Origin of the sequence: Pseudomonas sp. MPFS (assembly GCF_022537035.1) — a bacterium.
Taxonomy (GTDB): Bacteria; Pseudomonadota; Gammaproteobacteria; order Pseudomonadales; family Pseudomonadaceae; genus Aquipseudomonas; species Aquipseudomonas sessilinigenes.
In genome coordinates this window covers 5,791,081-5,812,651 of the sequence record NZ_CP066123.1, presented here as the reverse complement: position 1 = coordinate 5,812,651, position 21,571 = coordinate 5,791,081, and the positions used below count along the sequence as shown (strand labels likewise).

The 21,571-nt window shown below is 60.7% G+C and carries 20 protein-coding genes and 1 pseudogene; 15 read left to right on the top strand and 6 right to left on the bottom strand.

Annotation, left to right across the window (positions count from 1 at the left end):
• The first annotated feature begins 41 nt into the window (after positions 1-41).
• The gene (locus I9018_RS26590) at positions 42-287 is read left to right on the top strand and encodes a hypothetical protein (RefSeq protein ID WP_241107933.1); all 246 of its coding nucleotides are present in this window, start codon (positions 42-44) and stop codon (positions 285-287) included.
• Between the two features lie 157 nt (positions 288-444).
• Positions 445-2,028: a PAS domain-containing methyl-accepting chemotaxis protein gene (locus tag I9018_RS26585; RefSeq protein ID WP_241107932.1), complete on the top strand. Its 1,584-nt coding sequence runs from the start codon at positions 445-447 to the stop codon at positions 2,026-2,028.
• A gap of 30 nt (positions 2,029-2,058) precedes the next feature.
• On the opposite strand, the gene I9018_RS26580 is transcribed toward I9018_RS26585, so the two are convergent.
• The 5 genes from I9018_RS26580 to norR form a co-directional block, all read right to left on the bottom strand.
• Complete coding sequence (locus tag I9018_RS26580) at positions 2,059-2,808, bottom strand: YkgJ family cysteine cluster protein (protein WP_241107931.1); 750 nt, start codon at positions 2,806-2,808, stop codon at positions 2,059-2,061.
• A gap of 91 nt (positions 2,809-2,899) precedes the next feature.
• Positions 2,900-3,226, bottom strand: a complete 327-nt coding sequence (locus I9018_RS26575; RefSeq protein WP_241107930.1) for a hypothetical protein — start codon at positions 3,224-3,226, stop codon at positions 2,900-2,902.
• Positions 3,227-3,428: 202 nt separating this feature from the next.
• Positions 3,429-3,908, bottom strand: a complete 480-nt coding sequence (locus I9018_RS26570) for a GNAT family N-acetyltransferase (RefSeq protein WP_241107929.1) — start codon at positions 3,906-3,908, stop codon at positions 3,429-3,431.
• A gap of 3 nt (positions 3,909-3,911) precedes the next feature.
• Entirely contained in the window at positions 3,912-4,814 is a 903-nt protein-coding gene (locus I9018_RS26565) for a chemotaxis protein (RefSeq protein WP_068588639.1), read from the bottom strand.
• A 171-nt stretch (positions 4,815-4,985) separates the two neighbouring features.
• Complete coding sequence (norR, locus tag I9018_RS26560) at positions 4,986-6,542, bottom strand: nitric oxide reductase transcriptional regulator NorR (protein WP_241107928.1); 1,557 nt, start codon at positions 6,540-6,542, stop codon at positions 4,986-4,988.
• A 154-nt stretch (positions 6,543-6,696) separates the two neighbouring features.
• Here norR and hmpA point away from each other — a divergent pair, with 154 nt between their 5' ends.
• Together hmpA and I9018_RS26550 are read left to right on the top strand one after the other, a co-directional pair.
• Positions 6,697-7,878, top strand: coding sequence for an NO-inducible flavohemoprotein (gene hmpA, locus I9018_RS26555; protein ID WP_241107927.1), 1,182 nt, complete (start codon positions 6,697-6,699; stop codon positions 7,876-7,878).
• A 499-nt stretch (positions 7,879-8,377) separates the two neighbouring features.
• Positions 8,378-8,887, top strand: coding sequence for a disulfide bond formation protein B (locus tag I9018_RS26550; protein ID WP_241107926.1), 510 nt, complete (start codon positions 8,378-8,380; stop codon positions 8,885-8,887).
• 569 nt (positions 8,888-9,456) lie between these two features.
• Here the strand turns inward: I9018_RS26550 and I9018_RS32805 are convergent.
• A pseudogene (locus I9018_RS32805) lies at positions 9,457-9,651 on the bottom strand (hypothetical protein); the annotation flags it as partial.
• Between the two features lie 27 nt (positions 9,652-9,678).
• Between I9018_RS32805 and cyoA the strand changes: the two are divergent.
• From cyoA to I9018_RS26495, 11 genes are all read left to right on the top strand, one after another.
• Positions 9,679-10,623, top strand: coding sequence for a ubiquinol oxidase subunit II (gene cyoA, locus I9018_RS26545; protein ID WP_068588654.1), 945 nt, complete (start codon positions 9,679-9,681; stop codon positions 10,621-10,623).
• A 3-nt stretch (positions 10,624-10,626) separates the two neighbouring features.
• Complete coding sequence (gene cyoB, locus I9018_RS26540; RefSeq protein ID WP_068588657.1) at positions 10,627-12,645, top strand: cytochrome o ubiquinol oxidase subunit I; 2,019 nt, start codon at positions 10,627-10,629, stop codon at positions 12,643-12,645.
• Between the two features lie 3 nt (positions 12,646-12,648).
• A complete protein-coding gene (locus I9018_RS26535; protein WP_031320461.1) occupies positions 12,649-13,275 on the top strand; it encodes a cytochrome o ubiquinol oxidase subunit III in 627 nt (208 codons plus the stop codon).
• Positions 13,276-13,605: a cytochrome o ubiquinol oxidase subunit IV gene (gene cyoD / locus I9018_RS26530; RefSeq protein WP_060840942.1), complete on the top strand. Its 330-nt coding sequence runs from the start codon at positions 13,276-13,278 to the stop codon at positions 13,603-13,605. It abuts the gene before it with no gap.
• Positions 13,606-13,615: 10 nt separating this feature from the next.
• Positions 13,616-14,503 carry a heme o synthase gene (gene cyoE, locus I9018_RS26525; protein ID WP_068588660.1) on the top strand — a complete coding sequence of 296 codons (888 nt, stop codon included), beginning with the start codon at positions 13,616-13,618 and terminating at the stop codon, positions 14,501-14,503.
• A 243-nt stretch (positions 14,504-14,746) separates the two neighbouring features.
• Positions 14,747-15,442: a LuxR C-terminal-related transcriptional regulator gene (locus I9018_RS26520; protein WP_124347460.1), complete on the top strand. Its 696-nt coding sequence runs from the start codon at positions 14,747-14,749 to the stop codon at positions 15,440-15,442.
• Positions 15,443-15,954: 512 nt separating this feature from the next.
• Complete coding sequence (locus I9018_RS26515) at positions 15,955-16,956, top strand: fatty acid desaturase family protein (RefSeq protein ID WP_225926540.1); 1,002 nt, start codon at positions 15,955-15,957, stop codon at positions 16,954-16,956.
• Positions 16,957-16,959: 3 nt separating this feature from the next.
• Positions 16,960-17,931, top strand: coding sequence for a proline dehydrogenase family protein (locus I9018_RS26510; protein ID WP_241107925.1), 972 nt, complete (start codon positions 16,960-16,962; stop codon positions 17,929-17,931).
• Positions 17,932-17,943: 12 nt separating this feature from the next.
• A complete protein-coding gene (locus I9018_RS26505; protein WP_124347463.1) occupies positions 17,944-19,191 on the top strand; it encodes an ATP-grasp domain-containing protein in 1,248 nt (415 codons plus the stop codon).
• Positions 19,188-20,396: an MFS transporter gene (locus tag I9018_RS26500; RefSeq protein WP_241107924.1), complete on the top strand. Its 1,209-nt coding sequence runs from the start codon at positions 19,188-19,190 to the stop codon at positions 20,394-20,396. The genes I9018_RS26505 and I9018_RS26500 overlap by 4 nt, the downstream gene beginning before the upstream one ends.
• Before the next feature lie 3 nt (positions 20,397-20,399).
• Positions 20,400-21,521, top strand: a complete 1,122-nt coding sequence (locus I9018_RS26495) for an aminotransferase class V-fold PLP-dependent enzyme (RefSeq protein WP_241107923.1) — start codon at positions 20,400-20,402, stop codon at positions 21,519-21,521.
• The last annotated feature ends 50 nt before the right edge of the window (positions 21,522-21,571 follow it).

Genomic DNA, 21,571 nt, shown 5'->3' with positions numbered 1-21,571 from the left:
CCTGTTCCTGGGCCGGCCTGCCCTATCTCCCCGGAGTTTCCATGACATCCCCCGTACAGCCCGATCCCCATGAGGCTTCGCACACCGAGCCTGCGGCTGAGCCGGTCGCCAGCGACAGCGACGGCAAGACTGCGATCCCGGCGTTCAAGTTTCCTTTCAAGCCATCGCAGTTCATGGCAGCCAAGAATGCCCGCCAGACCGGGTATCAGGGGGGTGCTGGCGACTATCACGCCAAGACCCCCGGTGTAGCGCCTCCGGGCACTCGACGCTCCATGGGAAAACGCTGAGATCGCCGACAATCGCGGATAAAGCAGCGATTTATGCTTTTCAAGCACGATGATGGCTAATTGCTTTAAACCTGAGCTGGATCAGTATTTGTGCTTTCAGTGCGCTTAGAGTCAGCAGCCCTGCTGACTCCACCCAACAATTACGAGCGCACTATCCATGAAGATCAACCTTCCGGTTACTGGGCGAAACGTGGACTTTGCCCCTGATGCGAACATCCTCTCGACCACCGATCTGACTAGCGCGATCACCTACGCCAACCCTGATTTCATCAAGATCAGTGGTTACAGCCGTGAAGAATTGTTGGGCTCTGCCCATCACCTGTTGCGTCATCCGGACATGCCGTCGGCGGCCTTTGCCCATATGTGGCGGACCCTCAAGCGTGGCCGCTCCTGGATGGGCATGGTGAAGAACCGTTGCAAGAACGGTGATCATTATTGGGTCAGCGCCTACGTAACGCCGGTCACCCGCGATGGCCAGGCGGTGGAGTATCAATCGGTACGGACCAAGCCCAGTGCGCAGCAGGTGGAGGCCGCGGAGCGGGCTTATCGGCGCCTGAACACCCCAGGCCCGTCCTGGTGGAACCTGCTGCCGGTGATGAGCCTGCGCCTGCGTCTGTGGGCCTGGATCAGCGCCAGCTTCATCGGCACTTTCGGGGTCTCGGTGTGGTTATTGCCGCAATCGTGGATGTACCAGGGAGTGGCCGTGGCCCTGGGCTGCTGCCTGGGGGCTACCGGCATTGGTTGGCAGTTGCGGCCGCTGCAGCGGCTCACCGAACGGGCCCGGCAGATTGGCGACAACCCCTTGAGCCAGGGCATCTATACCGGGCGCGCCGATGAGTTCGGGCGTATCGAGTTCGCCCTGCAGATGCTCGAGGCCCAAGTGGGCGCAGTGGTGGGGCGGATCGGCGATGCTTCCCAGCGCCTGGCCGGGCATGCGGCGGAACTGGTGGAACACCTGCACAGCAGCCACAACAGCACCCTGGAGCAGCAGGCGGAAACCGACCAGGTGGCGGCGGCCATCCACCAGATGGCGGCCAGCGTGGCGGAGGTGGCGACCCATGCCCAGCAGGCTTCGGTGGCTGCCGACCAGGCTGAGAGCGAAACCCGTGAAGGCCACCAGTTGGTGGGGGAAAGCCGCAGCGCGGTGTTGCGCCTGGCCAGCGAGCTGGAGCGAGCCACCGAGGTCATCCATCAGTTGGAAAGCCACAGTACGGATATCTCCGGGGTGCTGGAGGTCATCCGCAGCATCGCCGAGCAGACCAACCTGCTGGCCCTGAATGCGGCGATCGAGGCCGCGCGAGCCGGGGAGCAGGGCCGTGGTTTTGCCGTGGTGGCCGACGAAGTGCGCGGTCTGGCCCAGCGTACCCAGGATTCCACCAACGAGATCCAGCGCATGATCAGCACCCTGCAAAACGGCGCGCGCAATGCTGTGGAGGCCATGCAGCACAGCAGCCAGCATGTGGAGAGCAGCGTCGATCAGGCCCAGCGCGCGGCGGTGGCCCTGGACGGCATCAGCCAGCGGGTGAACCAGATCACCGAGATGAGCCTGCAGATTGCCGCGGCGGTGGAAGAGCAGAGCGCGGTGAGCGAGGACATCAACCGCAACATCATCGGCATTCGCAGTGCCTGCGAAGCCACGGTCAACGCCGGCCAGCTCAGCCACGTCAATTCCGGGGATGTGGCCGGGTTGGCGGGAGATTTGCGGCAGCTGGCGCTGGAGTTCTGGCACAAGCGCGGTTGAAGCCCGCGCCGGTGCTCGAAGTCGCAGGCTTCAGGCTGCCCGCAGCGGGATGAAGGCGTAGTCCAGGGGCGTGTCGCTGACCACCTGGGCACCGCTGGCCGCCACCTGTGTGGCCACTTGCTCGCCGGACAGGTGGAAGCGCCAGGTTTGTTCCGCCTGCGCCGAAGGTTCGGCCTGGATCTGGTCGATGGCATTGGCCAGGGCGCCCATGTCCGGCAGGTAGGCGGTAAAACCATCGCCCTTGAGCGCCGTGGTACGAATGCCCAGGCGGGCGCAAATGGCCTGCTTGAGCTGGATGTCATCACGGTCGGCCTGGCGCGAGCGCTGGATCAGCCCGGCCAGTTCCTCATCCACCAGTTGCCCGCCGAGGATCAACTGCGGGCCCTGTTCCCAGGATTCCGGCGGGCAATCCTTGGCCGTGGGGGCCAGAGGAATGTGTGGGTTGATCTCCATGGGGTAGATGCGGCACACCAACGGCCGACGTTCATAGATGCGGCACAGTTGGTCTTCGTCAAGATTCCGGCAGGGGCCGACGTTATAGGCCGCGAAGGTGATCGCTACATAGGCATCGGTGGTGCCGCTGGGCACACGACAGGAACGGCGCTGGGCATGTTCTCGCTGTTGCTCCGGCAAACCCAGGCCATTGCCCAGGAAGGCCTCCACTAGCACGATCACCTGGCCGCCATCGGCCGCCCAGGCGCGGGCTTCGGTGAGAGTCAGGGGGACATGGTGGTCGTGGCAGCACTTGCCACAGCCTACGCAGGAAAACCGAGTGTTCATGGCACGAGCAACCAGAGTGGATCGATAGGGCGCGTCGTTTTTCTGTTGCCCGACGCCGTGGAAACCCCTGGCGAAGCAAGTTATGCGCCAGTCAGCGGGCCTTGAGCGCCGGGCGGATGGCGTCCCACTCACTGACCACCGCCTTGCGGCTTGACCGGTGGTACAGGCATAGCTCGATGCCGCTGCGACCCTGCATGTGCTTCTGTGGATACTGGCCCTGGAGCAAGAGGGCGCTATAGCCGACCTGGTCGTCGAACTGCGCACTGTTGCCCAGCAGCTTGGGGTTTTTCAAGCCGCTGGCCTGGATGCAGGCGCGCTGCATGGCCTGCTCCAGCTCGGCCCAGGCCTGGTCGCTGGAAGCATGGGCTGTGCCGCAAATGGCGCCGAGGCAAAGCAGGGCCAGGGTCTTGTGGTTCATGGGGCGAGATCTCAAGGCGTGATACCCAGGTGGACCCCGGCGACGGCCTGTGGTTCGCTGCCGCCGCAGGTTTGTGCTTTGTATAGCTGCTGCCGCAGGCTGCGCTCGGCGACAGGAGGGGAGGGCGAAGGTCTTGCGGGTCTGGTCGCGGCCTCGCAGGCTCAGCAGTGGCTACAGGCCGTGCGTGTCGGCGTAAGTTTGCCTATGGCACCAGCTCGCGGCGGACCACTTGCATGCCGGCACTGTCGTACAGGCGGCGGGCGCGCAGGTTGTCTTCCAGCACCTTGAGATCGAGCCGCTCTTCCCGGCGTTCGGCGAACATCACGAACACCTGTTGCAGCAGGGCCCGGCCCAGGCCTCGGCCACGGGCGTCGGCATGCACCACCAGGTCCTTGAGGTAGGCGCTGGTCCAGCACTGGGCAACGCCTATCACGTGCCCGGCCTCCAGGAGCACCAGGCACAGATCGGGATCGTATTCGGCATCGGTCTCGAAGGCCTTGCGCCAGGTATCGAGGTCCGGGACGCGACCGCCACCATCCAGGTAGCCCAATTGCATCAAGTGATGCACCTGGGGCGCCAGTTCCAGGCTGTAGGACTGCAGGCTGACCCCGGCCGGCCATTGGGGAGCGAGTTGCGGGCCGGTCAGGTCACGGCGCATCAACAGGCAGTAGCGTTCCTCCAAGACTCAACCTCCCTGGGCGGCGATCGCCTTGGCTGCATCGATCAGGCAACGGGTCAGCTCCGGCGAGGAGAACTTGGTCAGCACCGCATTGGCCCCGGCCTGGCGCGCTTTCTCACTGTTCATCGCGCTGTCCAGGGAGGTGTGCAGCAGCACATACAGGTGGGCGAAATCCGGGGTCTCGCGCAGGGTCCGGGTCAGGGCGTAACCGTCCATCTCGGACATTTCGATATCCGAGACGATCAGGTTGATCTCGTTGGCTGTGCCTTGCAGTTCCAGCAGGCAGTCGATGGCTTCCTTGGCGCTGCGGGCGGTGTGGCATTGCAGGCCGAGATTGCGCAGTGTGTGCACCGACTGCTGCAGCGCCACCTGGCTGTCGTCCACCACCAGGATGCGCGCGTTGCCCAGGACCTCGGCGTCTTCCATGCTCAGCTCGGTGGGGGCCATTTCGATCTGGGTCGGGGCGATGCCGTGGATCACTTTCTCGATATCCAGCACCTGGACCAGGGTCCCGTCGACCTGGGTTACGCCGGTGATGTAGGACCTGACGCCGCCCGAGCCGTAGGGCGGCGGACGAATATCGGTAGTCAGGCAATGCACGATCTTGCTCACGGCCTGCACATGCAGGCCCTGCTTGGAACGGCTGACGTCGGTGACGATCAGGCAACCGGCATCCGGATCAGCCAGGGGACGCTCGCCGATGGCCCGGCTGAGATCGATCACCGACAACGAGTTGCCGCGCAAGGTGGCGATGCCTTTCACATGGGGGTGGGATTCCGGCAGCTTGGTCAGCGGCGGGCAGGGAATGATTTCACTGACTTTAAGCAGGTTGATTGCCATCAGCTTGCCGCTGCGCAAGGTAAACAGCAGAAGCGAAAGCGAATCTGCGCGGGCTTTGTTGGAGGACATAAAAACCTTCTTCTTGAAAAATTGGCGCGTGGTTCGAACCACGGACAACCATTGATAACGGGTTATCGACGCTTTCAGGGCAGGCTTTAGTCGGATTACCCGCTCACTTGAGTCAGTGTCACGGCCTGTACGTGCCTGTGCTGCCGGCCCAGCGATGACCTGGGCCGGGAGTCATTTCAGGCCCAGGCGCTTGGCCAGGCGGTTGAGATTGGCCCTGTCCAAGCCTAGCTCACGGGCGGCCGCGGCCCAGTTGTGCTGGTGTCGTTCAAGGCAGGTTTCGATCAGTTGGCGCTGGTAGTGCTCGGTAGCCAGGCGCAGGTCGCCATGGGGGGCTGGCGCAGGCAATGCTTCGCAGACGAGGTCAGGGGAAATGGCCGCTCTTTCGTTGGCCAGGGGCAGGTCCAGGTCCTGGGCATCCAGGCTGAGAATCCGCGGTCTCTCACGGCAGTTGCCCAGGGCCTTGAGGGCGCTGCGGCCGATCAGGTGCTCCAGTTCGCGGACGTTGCCCGGCCAGTTGTAGGCCAGCAAGGCTGCCTGGGCCTCGGCGTTGAGGCGCAGGCTGCCCAGGCCCATGCGTGAGCGGTTCTGTTCCAGGAAGTAGCCGCTGAGCAGCAAGACGTCGCGTCCTCGTTCGCGCAGGGATGGTACCCGTAGCGGGTACACGCTGAGGCGGTGGTAGAAGTCGGCACGATAGCGACCGTTGCGTACCTCTTGTGCCAAGTCGCGGTTGGTGGCGGCGATCAGGCGCACATCCACCCGATGCTCCTTGTCCGAGCCCAGGCGCTGCAACTGGCCGCTTTGCAGCACGCGCAGCAGCTTGGCCTGTACGGTCAGTGACAACTCACCCACTTCATCGAGGAACAGGGTGCCGCCATTGGCCAGTTCGAACTTGCCCCGGCGATCCTGGGTGGCCCCGGTGAACGCCCCCCGGACATGGCCGAACAGCTCGCTTTCCACCAGGGTGTCGGGCAGTGCCGCGCAATTGAGGCTGATCAGCGGCTGCTCGGCGCGCAGCGAGGCGGCATGGATAGCCTGGGCCACCAACTCCTTGCCAACCCCGGTTTCACCGGTGATCAGCACCGTTAGGTCGCTGCTGCCCACCAGGGCGATTTCTTCCATCAGGTGCTTGTGGGCCTTGCTCTGGCCGATCATTTCCCGGTGTTGGCCGCTGGCCTGGCGATAGACCTCCGCGCGCTGGTGCTCGTTCTCGGCGCGCAGGGCCAGGCGCTCGATGCGTTCGGCGGCGCTGACCGTGGCCGCAGCCAGGCTGGCGAAGGCCTGCAGGGCATCCAGTTCGATGGGTTCGAAGCGTTGCGGGTCCAGTGCATCGAGGGTCAGCAGGCCCCATGGGCGTTCGTCGACGAACAGTGGGCAGCCCATGCAGTCGTGGATTTCCAGGTGCTCATCGAGCCCTTCCACCAAGCCGTCGTAAGGGTCGGGTAGCTGGCTGTCGCTGGCGAAGCGGGTTGGCCCCGGGCTGGCCAGCAACGCGGCGAAACGTGGGTGCTCGCTGACCTTGAAGCGCCGGCCCAGGGTGTCGGTGCTCAGGCCGTCGACGGCTAGCGGTACCAGCCACTCGCCATCCAGGCGCAACAGCGCGGCGGCATCGCAAGGCAAGAGCACGCGCAGGGCCTCCAGCAGGCGTCGATAGCGTTCGCCTTCCGGCAATTCCCGTGACAGGTCGGTGACCAGGGGTAGCAGGGTGGTGAGCAGGGCTTTTGCAGTCATAATGACTCCTTGTAGTCGATGCGACTATAAATCTATTGAAGTCTTTATGACTACTATGTTCATAAGATATTGAATTTAAATAATTTTTATCTTGGCACGAATACTGATTGGACAAGGGGAACCTGCAAGCAGTCATAAGTCCAGGAGTTGTCCCATGCTAAGCGTCCAAGATCGCGCCATCATCAAATCCACCGTCCCGCTGTTGGAAAGCGGTGGTGAGGCCCTGATCACCCATTTCTACCGGATGATGCTCTCGGAGTATCCAGAAGTCCGCCCGCTGTTCAACCAAGCCCACCAGGCCAGCGGCGACCAGCCCCGGGCCCTGGCCAATGGCGTGCTGATGTACGCCCGGCACATCGACCAGCTCGACCAACTGGGAGACCTGGTCGCCAAGATCATCAACAAGCACGTTGCCTTGCAGATCTTGCCCGAGCACTACCCGATCGTCGGGACCTGCCTGTTGCGGGCGATCTCGGAAGTGCTGGGCAGCGAGATCGCCACCCAGGAGGTGATCGACGCCTGGGCAGCAGCCTACAACCAACTGGCGGATATCCTGATTGGCGGCGAGGGTGCCATCTATGACCAGAAAGCCCAGGCGCCGGGTGGCTGGCGTGGGGCCCGGGAGTTCAAGCTGGTGCGCAAGGTGCAAGAAAGTGCGGAAATCACCTCTTTGTATTTCGAGCCGGCAGACCAGGGGGCGATCCTCGCCGCCGAGCCGGGCCAGTACATCGGCCTGCAGCTGTTCATCGATGGCCAGGAAATTCGCCGCAATTACTCGCTGTCGGCATTGTCCGACCAGGGCCAGTACCGCATCAGCGTCAAGCGCGAGGCCGGTGGCGTGGCGTCCAACTACCTGCATGACCAATGTCCGGTGGGCAGTAGCATCATGCTGTTCCCGCCTGCCGGGGAGTTCACCCTCCAGGCCAGCGACAAGCCGTTGGTGCTGATCAGTGGGGGCGTCGGCATCACCCCGACCCTGCCGATGCTGGAGGCAGCCCTGGCCACCGAGCGCCCGGTGCACTTTATCCACTGCGCGCGCAATGGCCAGGTGCATGCCTTCCGCCAGTGGGTCGATACCCTGGCCGCGCGTTATCCACAGCTCAAGCGCTTCTATTGCTATGCCGAGGATGATGGCGTCAGCCCGGCGGCCGACACCCTGGGCCTGTTGACCCAGGACCAGCTGGCACAGTGGCTGCCCGAGCAGCGCGACCTGGATGCCTACTTCCTCGGGCCCAAGGGCTTCATGGCCGCGATCAAGCGCCACCTGAAGGCCCTGGGCATTCCTGAGCAGCAGAGCCGCTACGAGTTCTTCGGCCCGGCCGCGGCCCTGGAATAACCCTCCCACCTGCCGTAATGCCGATCAGTCAAGGAAGGTGATTCCCTGTAGGAGCGAGGCTTGCTCGCGATGGTGGTTAACGCTAGCGCGTGTTCACTGGATAAACCCAGCGCTCTGAAGTCCATCGCGGGCAAGTCTCGCTCCTACAGCATTACCCGCCTACCTGCTCCTGTCCTCCAGGAGCCTTGGGGCATCGGCAATTTCCCCAGCCATTGGCCAACCTTGAAAGGGTGGCTGGCGCGTTAATCCCGACTTAACCTGCCTGTCGTTAATTTCCTGCGATATCGTCCGGGACGCGATGGCCAGGGCGATCCGTTCGATTCCGTCGCTCGCCCGGCAGGCCTTGGCTTGCAGCGGGCAAGCCGTGCATTCAAAGGTCATGTTCAGCGTGTAGACTTCCGGGCACTGCGACGGCGAACCGGCCATTTGGCAATTTCACAGCGCGCCGCCGCGATTAGAGGCGGGCGGGCCGCTGCAACACACAGAAAAAGGAATAGGGATGAGTGACGACAGACTGCGTTTGGGACGTGAACGGCGCTTCCTGGTGCTGCTGGGGGTTATCTGCCTGGCACTGATCGGCGGTGCCCTGTACATTCAGGTGGTATTGGGCGAGGCGCCTTGCCCGCTGTGTATCCTGCAACGCTATGCCTTGTTGCTGATCGCGATCTTCGCCTTCATCGGCGCGGCCCTCAGCTCGCGGCGGGGGGTCACCATCATGGAGACCCTGGTGGTCATCTGCGCCATCGCCGGCGCCGGAGTGGCCGGGCACCATGTGTATACCCAGTTCTACCCGGCGGTGAGTTGCGGCATCGATGTGCTGCAGCCGATCGTCGATAGCCTGCCGCTGGCGAGCATCTTTCCCCTGGGCTTCCAGGTCGACGGTTTCTGCTCCACGCCGTACCCGCCGATCCTGGGCTTGTCCCTGGCCCAGTGGGCGTTGCTGGCGTTCGTGCTGACGGTGATCCTGGTGCCGCTGGGCGTGGTGCGCAACCGCAAGCAAAGCTACTGATCCCTTCGAAAAGCCCCGGCCCCTCCACAGGGGCCGGGGCTTTTTTGTCGGACACGAGGTGACCGGCAAGGTGGTGATTTGTGACAAGCGTGGGCGCAACAAAAGTGCGACATGTTGTCACACTGCCGCTGTCGCAGAGGGGCGGGGGAATGGTTTCAAGAGACTGCAAATTACCTGACTGGTTCAATCTGTGCCTGTCAGTTTGTGCACGTCGACAGGACCGCAAAAAACCATAGCCTGCTATCTATACAATTCTTCACAGACCCCGTTTTATAAGGGCTGAGGCATATGGATGGCGGCTTTCAGCGGTTTTTAAGACCCCCGGGGTAGGGGGGCATGAGGGGCTTTTTTGGGGTTTTTGTTGCGAATGAAAATCGATATGATTCGGCGGCTTCGTAACAATCATGTGGGATTGTTGCGGTCAGCGATAAAAATTATTTCGGGATAAGACATGGTTTATAAAACGCGACATATCTACAATCGCCCGCACTGAATTTCCGACGCTGCTCACCCCTGAGCACACGAGGATGGTCGAGGAGTGGATTGAGCGCTCCATGCGACTGCAGGTGTCGGCGCCTTCCTAACTTCCGCACCAAATGGAATTGGTCTGTAACAAGGCCTTTGACCACGAGATCGAATAAGAACCACTGCTAGCCCGGGATGTGTCGTTGAGCGTTTCACGCAACGGGCAGGCCCTTATTCAATTGAAGAAAAATGCCAACCCTTGGCAGGGTGAAGTGTTGGCGATCAAAACCCAACTGCATTGCGCAAGCTGCTTTAGAGGTCGTGAGATGAGTAAAAACAGGTACCCCAGATTACTAGGCTTATTGCCGCTGCTCAGCATGTTGATGCTGGGAGGCTGCAAATGGACCTTGCTTGATCCCAAGGGTCAGGTTGGTCTGGATGAACGAAACCTGATCATCACTGCAACCATTCTGATGCTGCTGGTGGTGGTACCGGTCATTATCATGACCTTCGCCTTCGCCTGGAAATATCGCGCTTCCAACAAGGACGCGACCTACGCACCGAAGTGGTCCCACTCCACCAAGATCGAAGTGGCCGTATGGGCCGTGCCGATCATGATCATCATTGCCCTGGGCTATGTGACCTACAAGTCGACCCACGCCCTGGATCCGTATCGTCCACTGGAGTCCGACGTCAAGCCGGTGACCATCGAAGTGGTCGCGATGGACTGGAAGTGGCTGTTCATCTATCCCGATCAAGGGATCGCCACCGTCAACAAGATCGTGTTCCCGGCCCATACCCCGGTCAACTTCCGCGTGACCTCCGACACCGTGATGAACTCGTTCTTCATCCCGGGCCTGGGCGGCCAGATCTACGCGATGGCGGGCATGACCACCAAGCTGCACCTGATTGCCAACCAGAACACCGAACTTGAAGGTATCTCCGCCAACTACAGCGGCGCGGGTTTCACCGGCATGAAGTTCAAAGCGATCGCAACCAGCCAGGAAGAGTTCGACGCCTGGGTAAACGAAGTCAAGAAGGCACCTAAACAGCTGGACACAGCTGAATACGCGGCCCTTTCCAAGCCAAGCCAGAACAACCCTGTGGAGCTCTACTCCTCGTACGCGCCAAACCTGTTCCAGACCATCGTCGACAAGTATGAAGGTATGACTCCAGGCAAGCCGCTCAAGCACGAGAAGAAAGAGAAAGAAGTGGCCACTTCGCAGGGAATGGACATGAGCTCGCATTCAGCTGCCGGGGCAGAGGAGTAAACGATGTTTGGTAAATTAAGTCTGGACGCGATACCGTTCCACGAGCCGATTGTCATGGTCACCATTGCCATGATCGCGCTGGGTGGTCTGGCGGTCGTCGCGGGTATCACCTATTTCAAGAAATGGACCTACCTGTGGTCCGAGTGGCTGACTTCGGTCGATCACAAGAAAATCGGCGTGATGTACATCATCGTCGCCATGGTCATGCTGCTGCGTGGTTTTGCCGACGCCATCATGATGCGTTCCCAGCTGGCCCTGGCCACCGAGGGTTCGCCTGGTTACCTGCCACCTGAACACTATGACCAGATCTTCACCGCCCACGGTGTGATCATGATCATCTTCATGGCGATGCCATTCTTCACCGGCCTGATGAACCTCGTCGTGCCGCTGCAGATCGGCGCTCGCGACGTGGCCTATCCATTCCTCAACTCCCTGAGCTTCTGGCTGCTGGTTTCCGGCGTCGTGCTGATCAACCTGTCCCTGGGTGTTGGCGAATTCGCCAAGACCGGCTGGGTTGCCTATCCGCCGCTGTCGGGCCTGCAATACAGTCCTGGCGTGGGTATGGACTACTACATCTGGGCGCTACAGCTTTCAGGTCTAGGGACAACGCTGACGGGGGTCAACTTCCTGGCCACCGTACTGAAGATGCGTACCCCGGGCATGAAGATCATGGACATGCCGATCTTCACCTGGACCTGCACCTGGGCCAACGTGCTGATCGTGGCTTCGTTCCCGATCCTGACCGCTACCCTGGCGCTGCTGACGCTTGACCGCTACATGGATTTCCACATTTTCACCAATGAACTTGGTGGCAATCCAATGATGTACGTGAACCTGTTCTGGGCCTGGGGTCACCCCGAGGTGTACATCCTGATCCTGCCGGCGTTCGGTATCTTCTCTGAAGTCATCTCGACCTTCTCCGGCAAGCGCCTGTTCGGCCACCATTCGATGATCTACGCTTCCGGCGCGATCTCGATCCTGGGCTTCATGGTTTGGCTGCACCACTTCTTCACCATGGGGTCGGGTGCCAGCGTCAACGCCTTCTTCGGCCTGGCGACGATGCTGATTTCGATCCCGACGGGGGTGAAGCTGTTCAACTGGCTGTTCACCATCTACCACGGCCGCTTGCGCATCACCAGCCAGGTTCTGTGGACCCTGGGCTTCATGGTGACCTTCGCCATCGGCGGCATGACCGGCGTACTGCTGGCCATCCCGGGTGCCGACTTCGTTCTGCACAACAGCCTGTTCGTGATCGCGCACTTCCACAACGTGATCATCGGCGGTGCGGTATTCGGTTACATCGCCGGCTTCGGCTTCTACTTCCCGAAAGCCTTCGGCTTCAAGCTGCATGAAGGTTGGGGCAAGGCTGCCTTCTGGTTCTGGATCTCGGGCTTCTTCGTCGCGTTCATGCCGCTCTATGCACTGGGCTTCATGGGTATGACCCGTCGTCTGAACGCCACCACCAACCCAGAGTGGGTGCCGTACCTGTACGTCGCCATGGTGGGTGCAGTCTTGATCGCTGTGGGTATCGCCTGCCAGTTGATCCAGCTGTACGTCAGCGTGCGTGATCGCAAGCAGAACATGTGTGTATCGGGCGACCCGTGGAATGCCCACACCCTGGAATGGTCGACCTCGTCGCCACCTCCGTTCTACAACTTCGCGGTACTGCCGAAAGCCGAAGGTATCGATCCGTTCACCGAAGCCAAGGAAAACGGCACTGCCTACGAGCAGCCTGGCCGCTACCAGCCGATCCACATGCCCAACAACACCGCTACCGGTTTGGTCATGGGGGCTCTGCTGACCGTGTTCGGTTTCGCCATGATCTGGCACATCTGGTGGATGGCCATCGCGAGCCTGGCCGGCACCGTGATCTATTTCGCGATCCACGCTGCCCGTGATGATCAAGGCTACATGGTGCCGGTCGAGACGATCGAGCGCATCGAAGCCGAGCAGCACAAGCGTCTGGTATCGGAGAAGAAGATCCCGGCTACCCGTGTTGAAACCTCGTTGGAACAGGCTTAATCCATGTCGAACTTAGTGACCAATGCTGGACACGCCCATGGTCATGACCATGGGCACGATGACCATCACCACGACTCGGGCGAGATGACCGTATTCGGTTTCTGGCTCTACTTGATGACCGACTGCATTCTGTTTGCGTCGATCTTCGCGGTATACGCGGTACTGGTTAACAACGTAGCGGGTGGCCCGTCGGGCCACGACATCTTCGAACTGCCTTATGTACTGGGCGAAACCGCTCTTCTGCTGTTCAGTTCGATCACCTACGGCTTCGCCATGCTGGCGTTCTTCCGGGGCAACAAGAAGCAGGTTCTGGGCTGGCTGGCCATGACCTTCCTGTTCGGCCTGGGCTTCATCGGCATGGAGATCAACGAGTTCCACCTGCTGATCTCCGAAGGCTACGGCCCTAGCCGTTCCGGCTTCCTGTCCGGGTTCTTCACCCTGGTCGGTACCCACGGTCTGCACGTGACCAGCGGTCTGATCTGGATGGCAATCATGATGTACCAGGTGCAGAAAAAAGGCCTGACGGCGACCAACAAGACCCGTCTGAGCTGCCTGAGCCTGTTCTGGCACTTCCTGGACGTGGTGTGGATCTGCGTATTCACCGTTGTTTACCTGATGGGGACTATGTAAATGGCCAACGCACACTCCCACGACGAAGCCGGTCACGGCAGCGTCAAGTCCTACGCCATCGGCTTCATCCTGTCGGTCATCCTGACACTGATCCCGTTCGGCCTGGTGATGTACCCGTCGCTGCCTAAAGACGTGACCCTGTGGATCGTCCTGGCGTTCGCGGTGATCCAGGTGCTGGTGCACCTGGTGTACTTCCTGCACCTGGACCGTTCCGCGGCACAGCGCAACAACGTGGTGGCGTTCATCTTCGCCGCGTTGGTCATTGTCCTGCTGGTTGGTCTGTCGTTGTGGATCATGTTCAGCATCCACACCGTCATGATGGCGAAGTGAGGTAGACCCGATGTCGCTCAAGCACTTTATCCAAATCACCAAACCGGGGATCATTTTCGGTAACGTGCTTTCGGTGGCAGGCGGGTTCTTCCTGGCCTCGAAGGGGCATGTCGATCTAGCCATTTTCCTGGCCGCCATGATCGGCACCTCGCTGGTGGTAGCGTCCGGTTGCGTGTTCAACAACTGCATCGACCGTGACATCGACCTGAAGATGGAGCGCACCAAGAACCGCGTGCTGGTCCAGGGCCTGATCTCCCTGGAAGTGGCCCTGGTCTATGCCTCCCTCCTCGGTGTCGCCGGCGTCGCCTTGCTGTACTACGTGGCCAACCCGTTGGCCGCATTGTTCGCGGTAATCGGCTTTGTCATCTACGTTGGCTTCTACAGCCTGTACCTCAAGCGCAAGTCGGTTCACGGCACGCTGGTGGGCAGCCTGTCCGGGGCCATGCCGCCGGTGATTGGTTACGTGGCCGTGAGCAACAGCTTCGACATGGCCGCGTTGACCCTGCTGGTGATGTTCAGCCTGTGGCAGATGCCGCATTCCTATGCCATCGCGATCTTCCGCTTCAACGACTACCTGGCCGCATCGATCCCGGTGCTGCCGGTCAAGCGCGGTATTCGCGTGGCCAAGAAGCACATCCTGTACTACATCCTGGCGTTCCTGGTGGCGACCCTGATGCTGACCTTCAGCGGGTATGCCGGCATGAGCTACATGGCGGTAGCGGCGGCGATGGGCATGTACTGGCTGTACATGGCCTGGACCGGCTACAAGGCGGTGGATGACACCGTGTGGGCCCGCAAGCTCTTCGTGTTCTCGATCTTCACCATCACCGCGTTGAGCGTGATGATGTCGGTGGATTTCAAGGCCCCGGCCGAGCTCTTGCTGACCTACGCCCACTGAGCCTGACGATGTTCGAAAAAGCCCTGCCTTGCGCAGGGCTTTTTTGTGCTTGTCGGTAAGTGCGGCGATTGTCTGGACAAGTAGCCCCCGGGCATGATTCATTCAGCGCTCGTTCAACAGTAGGAGGTTGGACGAGCCGGTTTCTGGCGGTGGCGATTCACTCCAGGCGCTTCGGATCGAAGGCCGTCGTGGCAGCGGGTTCAAAAGATCCGGTTGTCTTTATGTTGACCAGGGATGAGGCACATGCGAAGCGACAATCTATCCAATAACCCCACGTCTTTGGCCGCGCTGGATCGGCGCGAGCAATTGGACAGCGAACTGGCCAACCTCGGGTTGGGCCTGTTCGAGGTCTATCAATGCGGGCCGACGCTGGACGAAGCGGAAACCATCACCAACCACCCCGAAGTCCTGCAACCGCCCAAGGTTGACGAGGGCTACCAGCGCGAGCAACTGCTGTCGCTGTCCAAGCGGCGCATCAAGCCGTTTTTCTGGAGCGACGAAAACCTGCTGGTCAACGCCGACGAAGAAGGCCATGCACCGCCGGTAGCCGAAGGTGCGAGTTTTATCGTCCATGGTAACCAGGGGTTCTATTCGATCCTCAACTTGTGCAGCCTGGGTGAGAGCCATCGCTTCCGGGAAACGGTGCAAGCGCACAAGAGCGATATCCAGATGCTCTTGGTCTCGGTCTACGACGAGTCCCTGGAGAGCAGTGCCCCTATTCCCGAACTGCCGACAAGTATCCTGACTCCCCGGGAAACCGAAGTGCTGTCATGGACCAGTATTGGCAAGACGTATAACGAAATTTCGTTGTTGGCCAATATGAGTCCGCGCACCGTGAAGTTTCATATGAAGAATATCTTCAATAAACTCGAGGTGAATAACGGTAAGTCGGCTATTCGCAAAGCGCTGCAACTTGGATATATAAAAGAGCCTGAGTAACGTCTCCTCGAGTTCGCCGGTTAAAAAACCTCTTACACCTTACTGGACTGCGCACGAGCCTGATCGTGCGCAGTCTTGTGCCGGTTCTTCAAATGACTCCCGACCATGTCCCCGACGCCGTGCCTCACCAGGCTCGCCCAGCGCTCTCCCGTGCGCGTCTTGAGCCTGTTTGGATGAACTTTTCCTGGGCCAGGTCCAGGAAATACAGGCCCTGGCAGCGACCCTGTCTAAAAGGGCAGCTTGTTGCCAAGGTGGCGCTGCTTTAGTTTTTTTCCTGCGATAAAGCCTGGTCCAGGCAATAAAAAATTAGCCGCAATGTTCGCCAGCCTTGTGTTCCGAATCGGGAATCAAGCAGCGCGTGATCAAATTGAGCGTGATTGAAGTTGATTCCCTTCTGCTAAGGAAGTGAACGTTGTTGCGTACCGCTTAATTATGGAGTGATTATGCAGGTCGATAAGAATAAAGAGCCTACTGGTGAATTGGCCGCGGGGATTACACGTGAAACTTTCGGGATGTTGAAACATCTTTGCAAGAAAGATAATTACCACTGGATGATTGCCCTCGGCAAAGACTACGCCATCATTGCCTTCGCCATTTATCTGTCCCTTGGAATCAGCTACTGGTTCTATCCGCTGTCGCTGTTCCTGATTGGCACCACCCAACGCGCCTTGGCCAACATCCTTCATGAGTCGGCCCACAAGATGCTGGCCGAGAACCGGGCGATCAACTGGTTTGCCGGGACCTTTCTTTCCGGCTACCTGATTTTTCACCTGCACCAGTCCTATGTGGTGTCGCACATCAAGAACCACCATGTGCACCTGGGGCACCCGGAAAAAGACCCGGACTATGCCTTCCACCTCAAGTGCGGCCTGTATGACGTCAATCAATCCGAGCGTGAGTTCTTCCTGAAGAACGTGCTGATGGCACTCTCCGGGTTCCGCACCCTGCAATACATCAAGTACATCGTCAACGACCGGGTCAAGCCCCAGGGCCAGGATCGCAAGTTCACCATCGAACGCTGGTTGCTGTGGGGCTACTGGCTGGCCATTTTCGCGGTGGCCGGCTACTTCGGGGTGATCGGCCAGTTGCTGCTGTTCTGGCTGGTACCGCTGTTCACCATGGCGGTGGCGGTGGGCTGGATCATCGAGCTGGCGGAGCACTATCCATTGCCGGCGGCCGAAAAGGAAAAACTCCTGCTGACCCGTAACCGCAAGGGTTCGGCCCTGGAAAACTTCTTCTTCGGCCGGCATGACGACAACTACCACCTGGTGCACCACCTGCATCCAGCCATTCCCCACTGGAACATGAAGAAAGCCCATGCGCTGCTGATGACTCACCCCGAGTACGCCCGTTGGGACAACCTTTGGGCCGGCATCTTCACTCGCGACCGCAAGGGCCGGCACAAGGAGACGATGCTCAGCTACGCCGCCAAGTACCGCGCCCATCGCCTGAGCAATCGTGACGACACCAGCAGTTTCGCCCAGCAGATCCTTACTCAAGCTTCCGGGGTTTGAACCATGACCGATATGCCATCCAGCCTCATCGCAACCCTGGCCCTGAAAAGGCTCGCAGCCACCCCGGCCTATCGCGAAATGTTCCTGGCCTGCGCTGCCCTGCGTGATTTCCTGCGTCCTGCGGCCTTGCGCTACATCATTTCCGAGGACCGTGCGCAGATGTTGGACAAACTCGCAGCCCTGCAACTCAAGGGCTACCGCACCGGGTTGGAATATGTGGGTGAGGAGGCCAATACCCTGGCCGAAGTCCAGCAGGCCACCGAGGAATACCTGCGGTTGATCGACGCGATGTCCAGCCATGACGGATTGCAGGAGCCGACCCAGTTGGGCTTCGACCTGTCCAACGTGGGCAGCCTGATTTCCCGTGAGCTGGCACTGGAGAACTGCAACCGCATCCTGGCCCGGGCCGCCGAACGCTCGGTCGGAGTGATCATCAGCATGGAACGGTCGCAATGGACCGATTCGATCCTGGATATCTTCCTGGCATTGAGCCGCCAGCATTCGCACCTGGGCATCACCCTGCAGGCTCAGCTGAACCGCACCGCCGATGACCTGGAAGACGTACTCAAGACCGGTTGCAAGGTGCGCCTGGTCAAGGGGGTCTACAGCGAGCCTGCGGCCGTCGCCCTGCCTCGGGGCGAAGCCCTGGACCAGCGATATCTGGGTTTGTTGGAGCGCATCCGTGGTGCCGGTATCGCCTATGCCTTCGCCACCCAGGACCCAAGCCTGGTGCAAACCATCTGTGCCAGCGGGCTGGCCGATGGCGGGGAACTGGAGATGCTCCATGGTGTGCGCCCGCAACTGATCAAGTCGGTCAAGGACCTGGGCCGGGTCAAGACCCGGGTCTCGGCGGTCTACGGCACCAACTGGTACCTGCACTTGCTGCATCGCATCGCCGAGTTTCCCGAGAACATTTTCCTGGCACTGGATGACGTGGCGAGCAAGCGCCAGTCGACAACCGCTGCCTCCTACTGATTGGGCCTTCTCATGAAAAAATATGTCGCGTTGGTCGATGTCTACTCCAGCGGTAACTTCCTGCCGCAATACTTCAAGGACGCCGGGATCGGCCTGCTGCATGTGCAGAGCACCAAGGAGCTGATGCCGAGCATGCTCGGCCCGAACCTGGACGAGTTCGAGCACAACCTGGCGTTCGACGACAATGCCCAGGATATCGTCGCACGCTTGCGCGAATTCCCGCTGGTGGCGGTCATCGCCGGCCAGGAGCCAGGCGTGCCGTTCGCCGACTACCTGAGCGAGCAACTGCAGTTGCCGAGCAATGGCAGTGCCGGTTCGCTGGCCCGGCGCAACAAGTTCGAGATGATCAACAAGGTGGCGGCCGCCGGCCTGCTCACTGCACGCCAGGTCAAGTCCAGCAGTGCCGCGCAACTGCTGGAGTGGGTCGAGGCCGGCAATGTGCTGCCCTGCGTGATCAAGCCGCTGAGTTCGGCATCGACCGATGGCGTATCGATTTGCCATGACCTGGCGGATGTCGAACGAGCCTGCCAGGAGGTGCTGGCCAACCAGGACATCTTCGGCCTGGCCAACACCGAGATCCTTTGCCAGTCCTACCTCAAGGGCAACGAGTACATCGTCGACACCGTCAGTCGCGATGGCCAGACCTATGTCTGCGGTATCTGGCGCTACGTCAAGCGCGAGATCGGCCATGGCAAGAACATCTACGACCGCGACGTGCTGATCGCCCCGGACAGCGACGTTGCCAATGCGCTGGTGGACTACATCCTCCAGGTCCTCAAGGCCTTGGGTATCGACAACGGGCCTGCGCATTCGGAAGTCATCATGACCGAGCAGGGACCGGCGCTGGTGGAGGTGGGGGCGCGGCTGAACGGCAACATGGAGCCGCGCTTCCACGACATCAGCCTGGACGGCAACCAGGCGCAACTGACCTACCTGGCCTATTGCGAGCCCGAGCGCTTCAAGGCGCAGTACGCTGGCAAGCGCTACAAGAAGCTCAAGGAGGCTTGCGTGATCAACACCGATACCACCCTGAGTGGCGAGGTCACCGGTTTCGATCCACAGGCCATCCAGAGCATCGAGAACCTGGCGACGGTGCATAAGCTCAGCGTCAAGTACAAGGTGGGCAAGCAGATGAAACCCACCGTGGACCTGCTCAGCAGCCCGTTGCGAGTGTTCCTGTACGCCGACGAGCAGCAGCGGATCGACCAGGACTACGAGCAGATCCGCGCCTACAAAGATCGCGTGTACTGCGTACGATGATGGGCACCTATCACGCCCTGCGCGGGCTCAACCGGCGCTTGCAGGCACTGTTCGTGGTGACCCTGGTGTTTCGCATGGGCACCATGGCGTTCCCGTTCTACGCCGCCTACCTGATCCACCAGCATGCAGTCTCGGCGAGTATCGCCGGGCTGCTGGTGGGCACTTATGGCGTGGGTGCGCTGTTCGTCGACCTGATCGTCGGGGCGCTGATCAAGCGCTTCTCCTCGGGGAGGGTGATCCTGGGTTCGCTGCTGACCAACGCCCTGCTGTTGCTGATCATCCCCTCGATCGACAGCATCGCGGCGTTGTTCGTGCTGTCGTTCCTCTGGGGGGGCTGCTACGAGGCCTTCACTCCGGCGACCTTCTCGGAGACGGTCAAGCACAGCGACCTGCAAACCCGCAAGGTGGCGTTTTCCTGCAATCGCCTGGCGATCAATATCGGCATGGCCATCGGTCCACTGCTGGGCAGCCTGGTGTTCCTCAGTTCGGCCAGCGCGGTGTTCTACATCAATGCCGGGCTATCGCTGTTGTCGTTCGTCGTCTGCCTGCGCTTTGCCGGCCATGCCTTCACGCAGGCCGCGGGCATGGCGGCGAACCAGGGGCGTGGCAACGGCTTGCCCGACAGCGTGCCGTTCGAGCGCTCGCGCTTGCTGGTGATCCTGTTGACCTCATTGCCGGTGCACATTGCCTATGCCCTGCCGCCGACGTTTCTCTCGGCCTACATCATCAACTACACCGATCTTCCGACCTACTTCGTCGGGATCATCTTCTTCATCAATGCACTGCTGGTGATCCTGTTCGAAGTGCCGATCAACCAGCGCATGTCCCATCTCTCCAGCAGCTACTCGCTGGTTGCGGGCTTTGTGTTGGCCGGGATCGGTTTCTTCCTCATGGGCTTCAGCGAGATCGGCTGGCTGCTGTTGCTGGCGACCGTGCTGTGGAGCCTGGGGGAGATGATCGTCTTTCCCAGCATCACGCACTACGTCAGCAGCATCTCCAGCCAGCACACGGTGGATCGCAACCTGGGCTACTACTCGGCTGGCGTGAACATCGGGGTGATGATCACGCCCTCCCTGGCCTTCATGCTGGTGACCCAGCCGGCGTTGCTTTCGCCCTGGCTGGTCGCGGGGATCGTGTTGCTGTTGTTCGGCATCGGTGTGTCATTGATGAAACGTTCGGCCACTCTCTGGAACAAGGAAGCCTGAGCCATGAGTCTCGTGCATTTGAATACCGCCGGGGCAGGCCTGATGTCTGCCGCCACCGTAGAGGCGATGCGTGGCTTCATCGATGGCGAGGCCGGCCAGGGCAGCTACGAAACCGAGCTGCAATACGCCGACCTGCTCGGGCACGGCCTGTATGAGCGAGCGGCGCAGATGCTCAATGCCCCGCGCGCGAACATCGGGCTGTTCAGCAGTGCCACCGAGGCCTGGGCCGGCATCCTCTCCAAGCTGGAGTTTCCCCTGGGGTGCCGGGTCTGGGTGTCGAGTTCCGAATACGCCGCCAACCTGATCTTCTTCAACTTCCTCAAGCAGAGTCGGGGCGTGCGGGTCGAGGTCATACCGCGTACAGCACAAAGCCCGCTGGATTTGGATTGGGTACGACGCCACCTGGGTGGCGATGTGTTCCTGGTCAGTGTCTCGCACATTCCTTCGTGCTGCGGCGTGGTCAATCCGGTCGAGGCCCTGGGGGCGATCCTGCGCGAGCATCCGGCCTATTACGTGGTCGATGCCTGCCAATCCATGGGCCAACTGGCACTGGATGTCCGGGACATGCACTGCGACCTGTTGACCGGGGCAGGCCGTAAGTTCCTCTGTGGGCCGCGGGGCAGTGGCATCGCCTATGTCTCGAACCGGCTGCTGGGTGACTTGACGCTGAACTTCGCCGACTTGCATACCGCCCGCACCAACGGGCAGGTCAACCGTATCGATGTGCTGGATGCACGAGTGCTGGAGATCGCAGAAAAGAGTTTCAGTGCCCTGGTCGGGCTTCACCAGGCGCTGGGCGAATACCTGGCTGATCGCGAGCGTCTGGCCAATGAGGCCTACACCTTGCTCAGTAGTGAATTGGCCCGGTTACCGGGATTGCGGCTGCTGTGTGCCGAGTATCGGCAAAGCGGCATCGTTTCGTTCGTGCCGGAGCGTGGCACGGCCCAGGAGTTCGTTGCCAGGGCCCGGGAGGCGGGGGTCAACCTGTGGGCCGGAACCGCTGCCCACACACCATTGCTGCTGGCGGACCTGCCCGCCAGCCACTTCGTCCGGGCTTCGGTCGGGCGTCGGGTGAGCGTGGCGCAGGTAGAGCTGGCGCTGGAACGAATTCGTCCACTGTTGTGAGTTGGTGCTCCTTGAACGCCCTGTCTTCCTCGGAATTCAGGGCGTCTTTT

Coding starts and splice junctions, on each gene's coding strand:
- I9018_RS26590 (WP_241107933.1), top strand. CDS start 42: ATGACATCCCCCGTACAGCCCGATCCCCATGAGGCTTCGCACACCGAG.
- I9018_RS26585 (WP_241107932.1), top strand. CDS start 445: ATGAAGATCAACCTTCCGGTTACTGGGCGAAACGTGGACTTTGCCCCT.
- I9018_RS26580 (WP_241107931.1), bottom strand. CDS start 2,808: ATGAACACTCGGTTTTCCTGCGTAGGCTGTGGCAAGTGCTGCCACGAC.
- I9018_RS26575 (WP_241107930.1), bottom strand. CDS start 3,226: ATGAACCACAAGACCCTGGCCCTGCTTTGCCTCGGCGCCATTTGCGGC.
- I9018_RS26565 (WP_068588639.1), bottom strand. CDS start 4,814: ATGTCCTCCAACAAAGCCCGCGCAGATTCGCTTTCGCTTCTGCTGTTT.
- norR (WP_241107928.1), bottom strand. CDS start 6,542: ATGACTGCAAAAGCCCTGCTCACCACCCTGCTACCCCTGGTCACCGAC.
- hmpA (WP_241107927.1), top strand. CDS start 6,697: ATGCTAAGCGTCCAAGATCGCGCCATCATCAAATCCACCGTCCCGCTG.
- I9018_RS26550 (WP_241107926.1), top strand. CDS start 8,378: ATGAGTGACGACAGACTGCGTTTGGGACGTGAACGGCGCTTCCTGGTG.
- cyoA (WP_068588654.1), top strand. CDS start 9,679: ATGAGTAAAAACAGGTACCCCAGATTACTAGGCTTATTGCCGCTGCTC.
- cyoB (WP_068588657.1), top strand. CDS start 10,627: ATGTTTGGTAAATTAAGTCTGGACGCGATACCGTTCCACGAGCCGATT.
- I9018_RS26535 (WP_031320461.1), top strand. CDS start 12,649: ATGTCGAACTTAGTGACCAATGCTGGACACGCCCATGGTCATGACCAT.
- cyoD (WP_060840942.1), top strand. CDS start 13,276: ATGGCCAACGCACACTCCCACGACGAAGCCGGTCACGGCAGCGTCAAG.
- cyoE (WP_068588660.1), top strand. CDS start 13,616: ATGTCGCTCAAGCACTTTATCCAAATCACCAAACCGGGGATCATTTTC.
- I9018_RS26520 (WP_124347460.1), top strand. CDS start 14,747: ATGCGAAGCGACAATCTATCCAATAACCCCACGTCTTTGGCCGCGCTG.
- I9018_RS26515 (WP_225926540.1), top strand. CDS start 15,955: ATGTTGAAACATCTTTGCAAGAAAGATAATTACCACTGGATGATTGCC.
- I9018_RS26510 (WP_241107925.1), top strand. CDS start 16,960: ATGACCGATATGCCATCCAGCCTCATCGCAACCCTGGCCCTGAAAAGG.
- I9018_RS26505 (WP_124347463.1), top strand. CDS start 17,944: ATGAAAAAATATGTCGCGTTGGTCGATGTCTACTCCAGCGGTAACTTC.
- I9018_RS26500 (WP_241107924.1), top strand. CDS start 19,188: ATGATGGGCACCTATCACGCCCTGCGCGGGCTCAACCGGCGCTTGCAG.
- I9018_RS26495 (WP_241107923.1), top strand. CDS start 20,400: ATGAGTCTCGTGCATTTGAATACCGCCGGGGCAGGCCTGATGTCTGCC.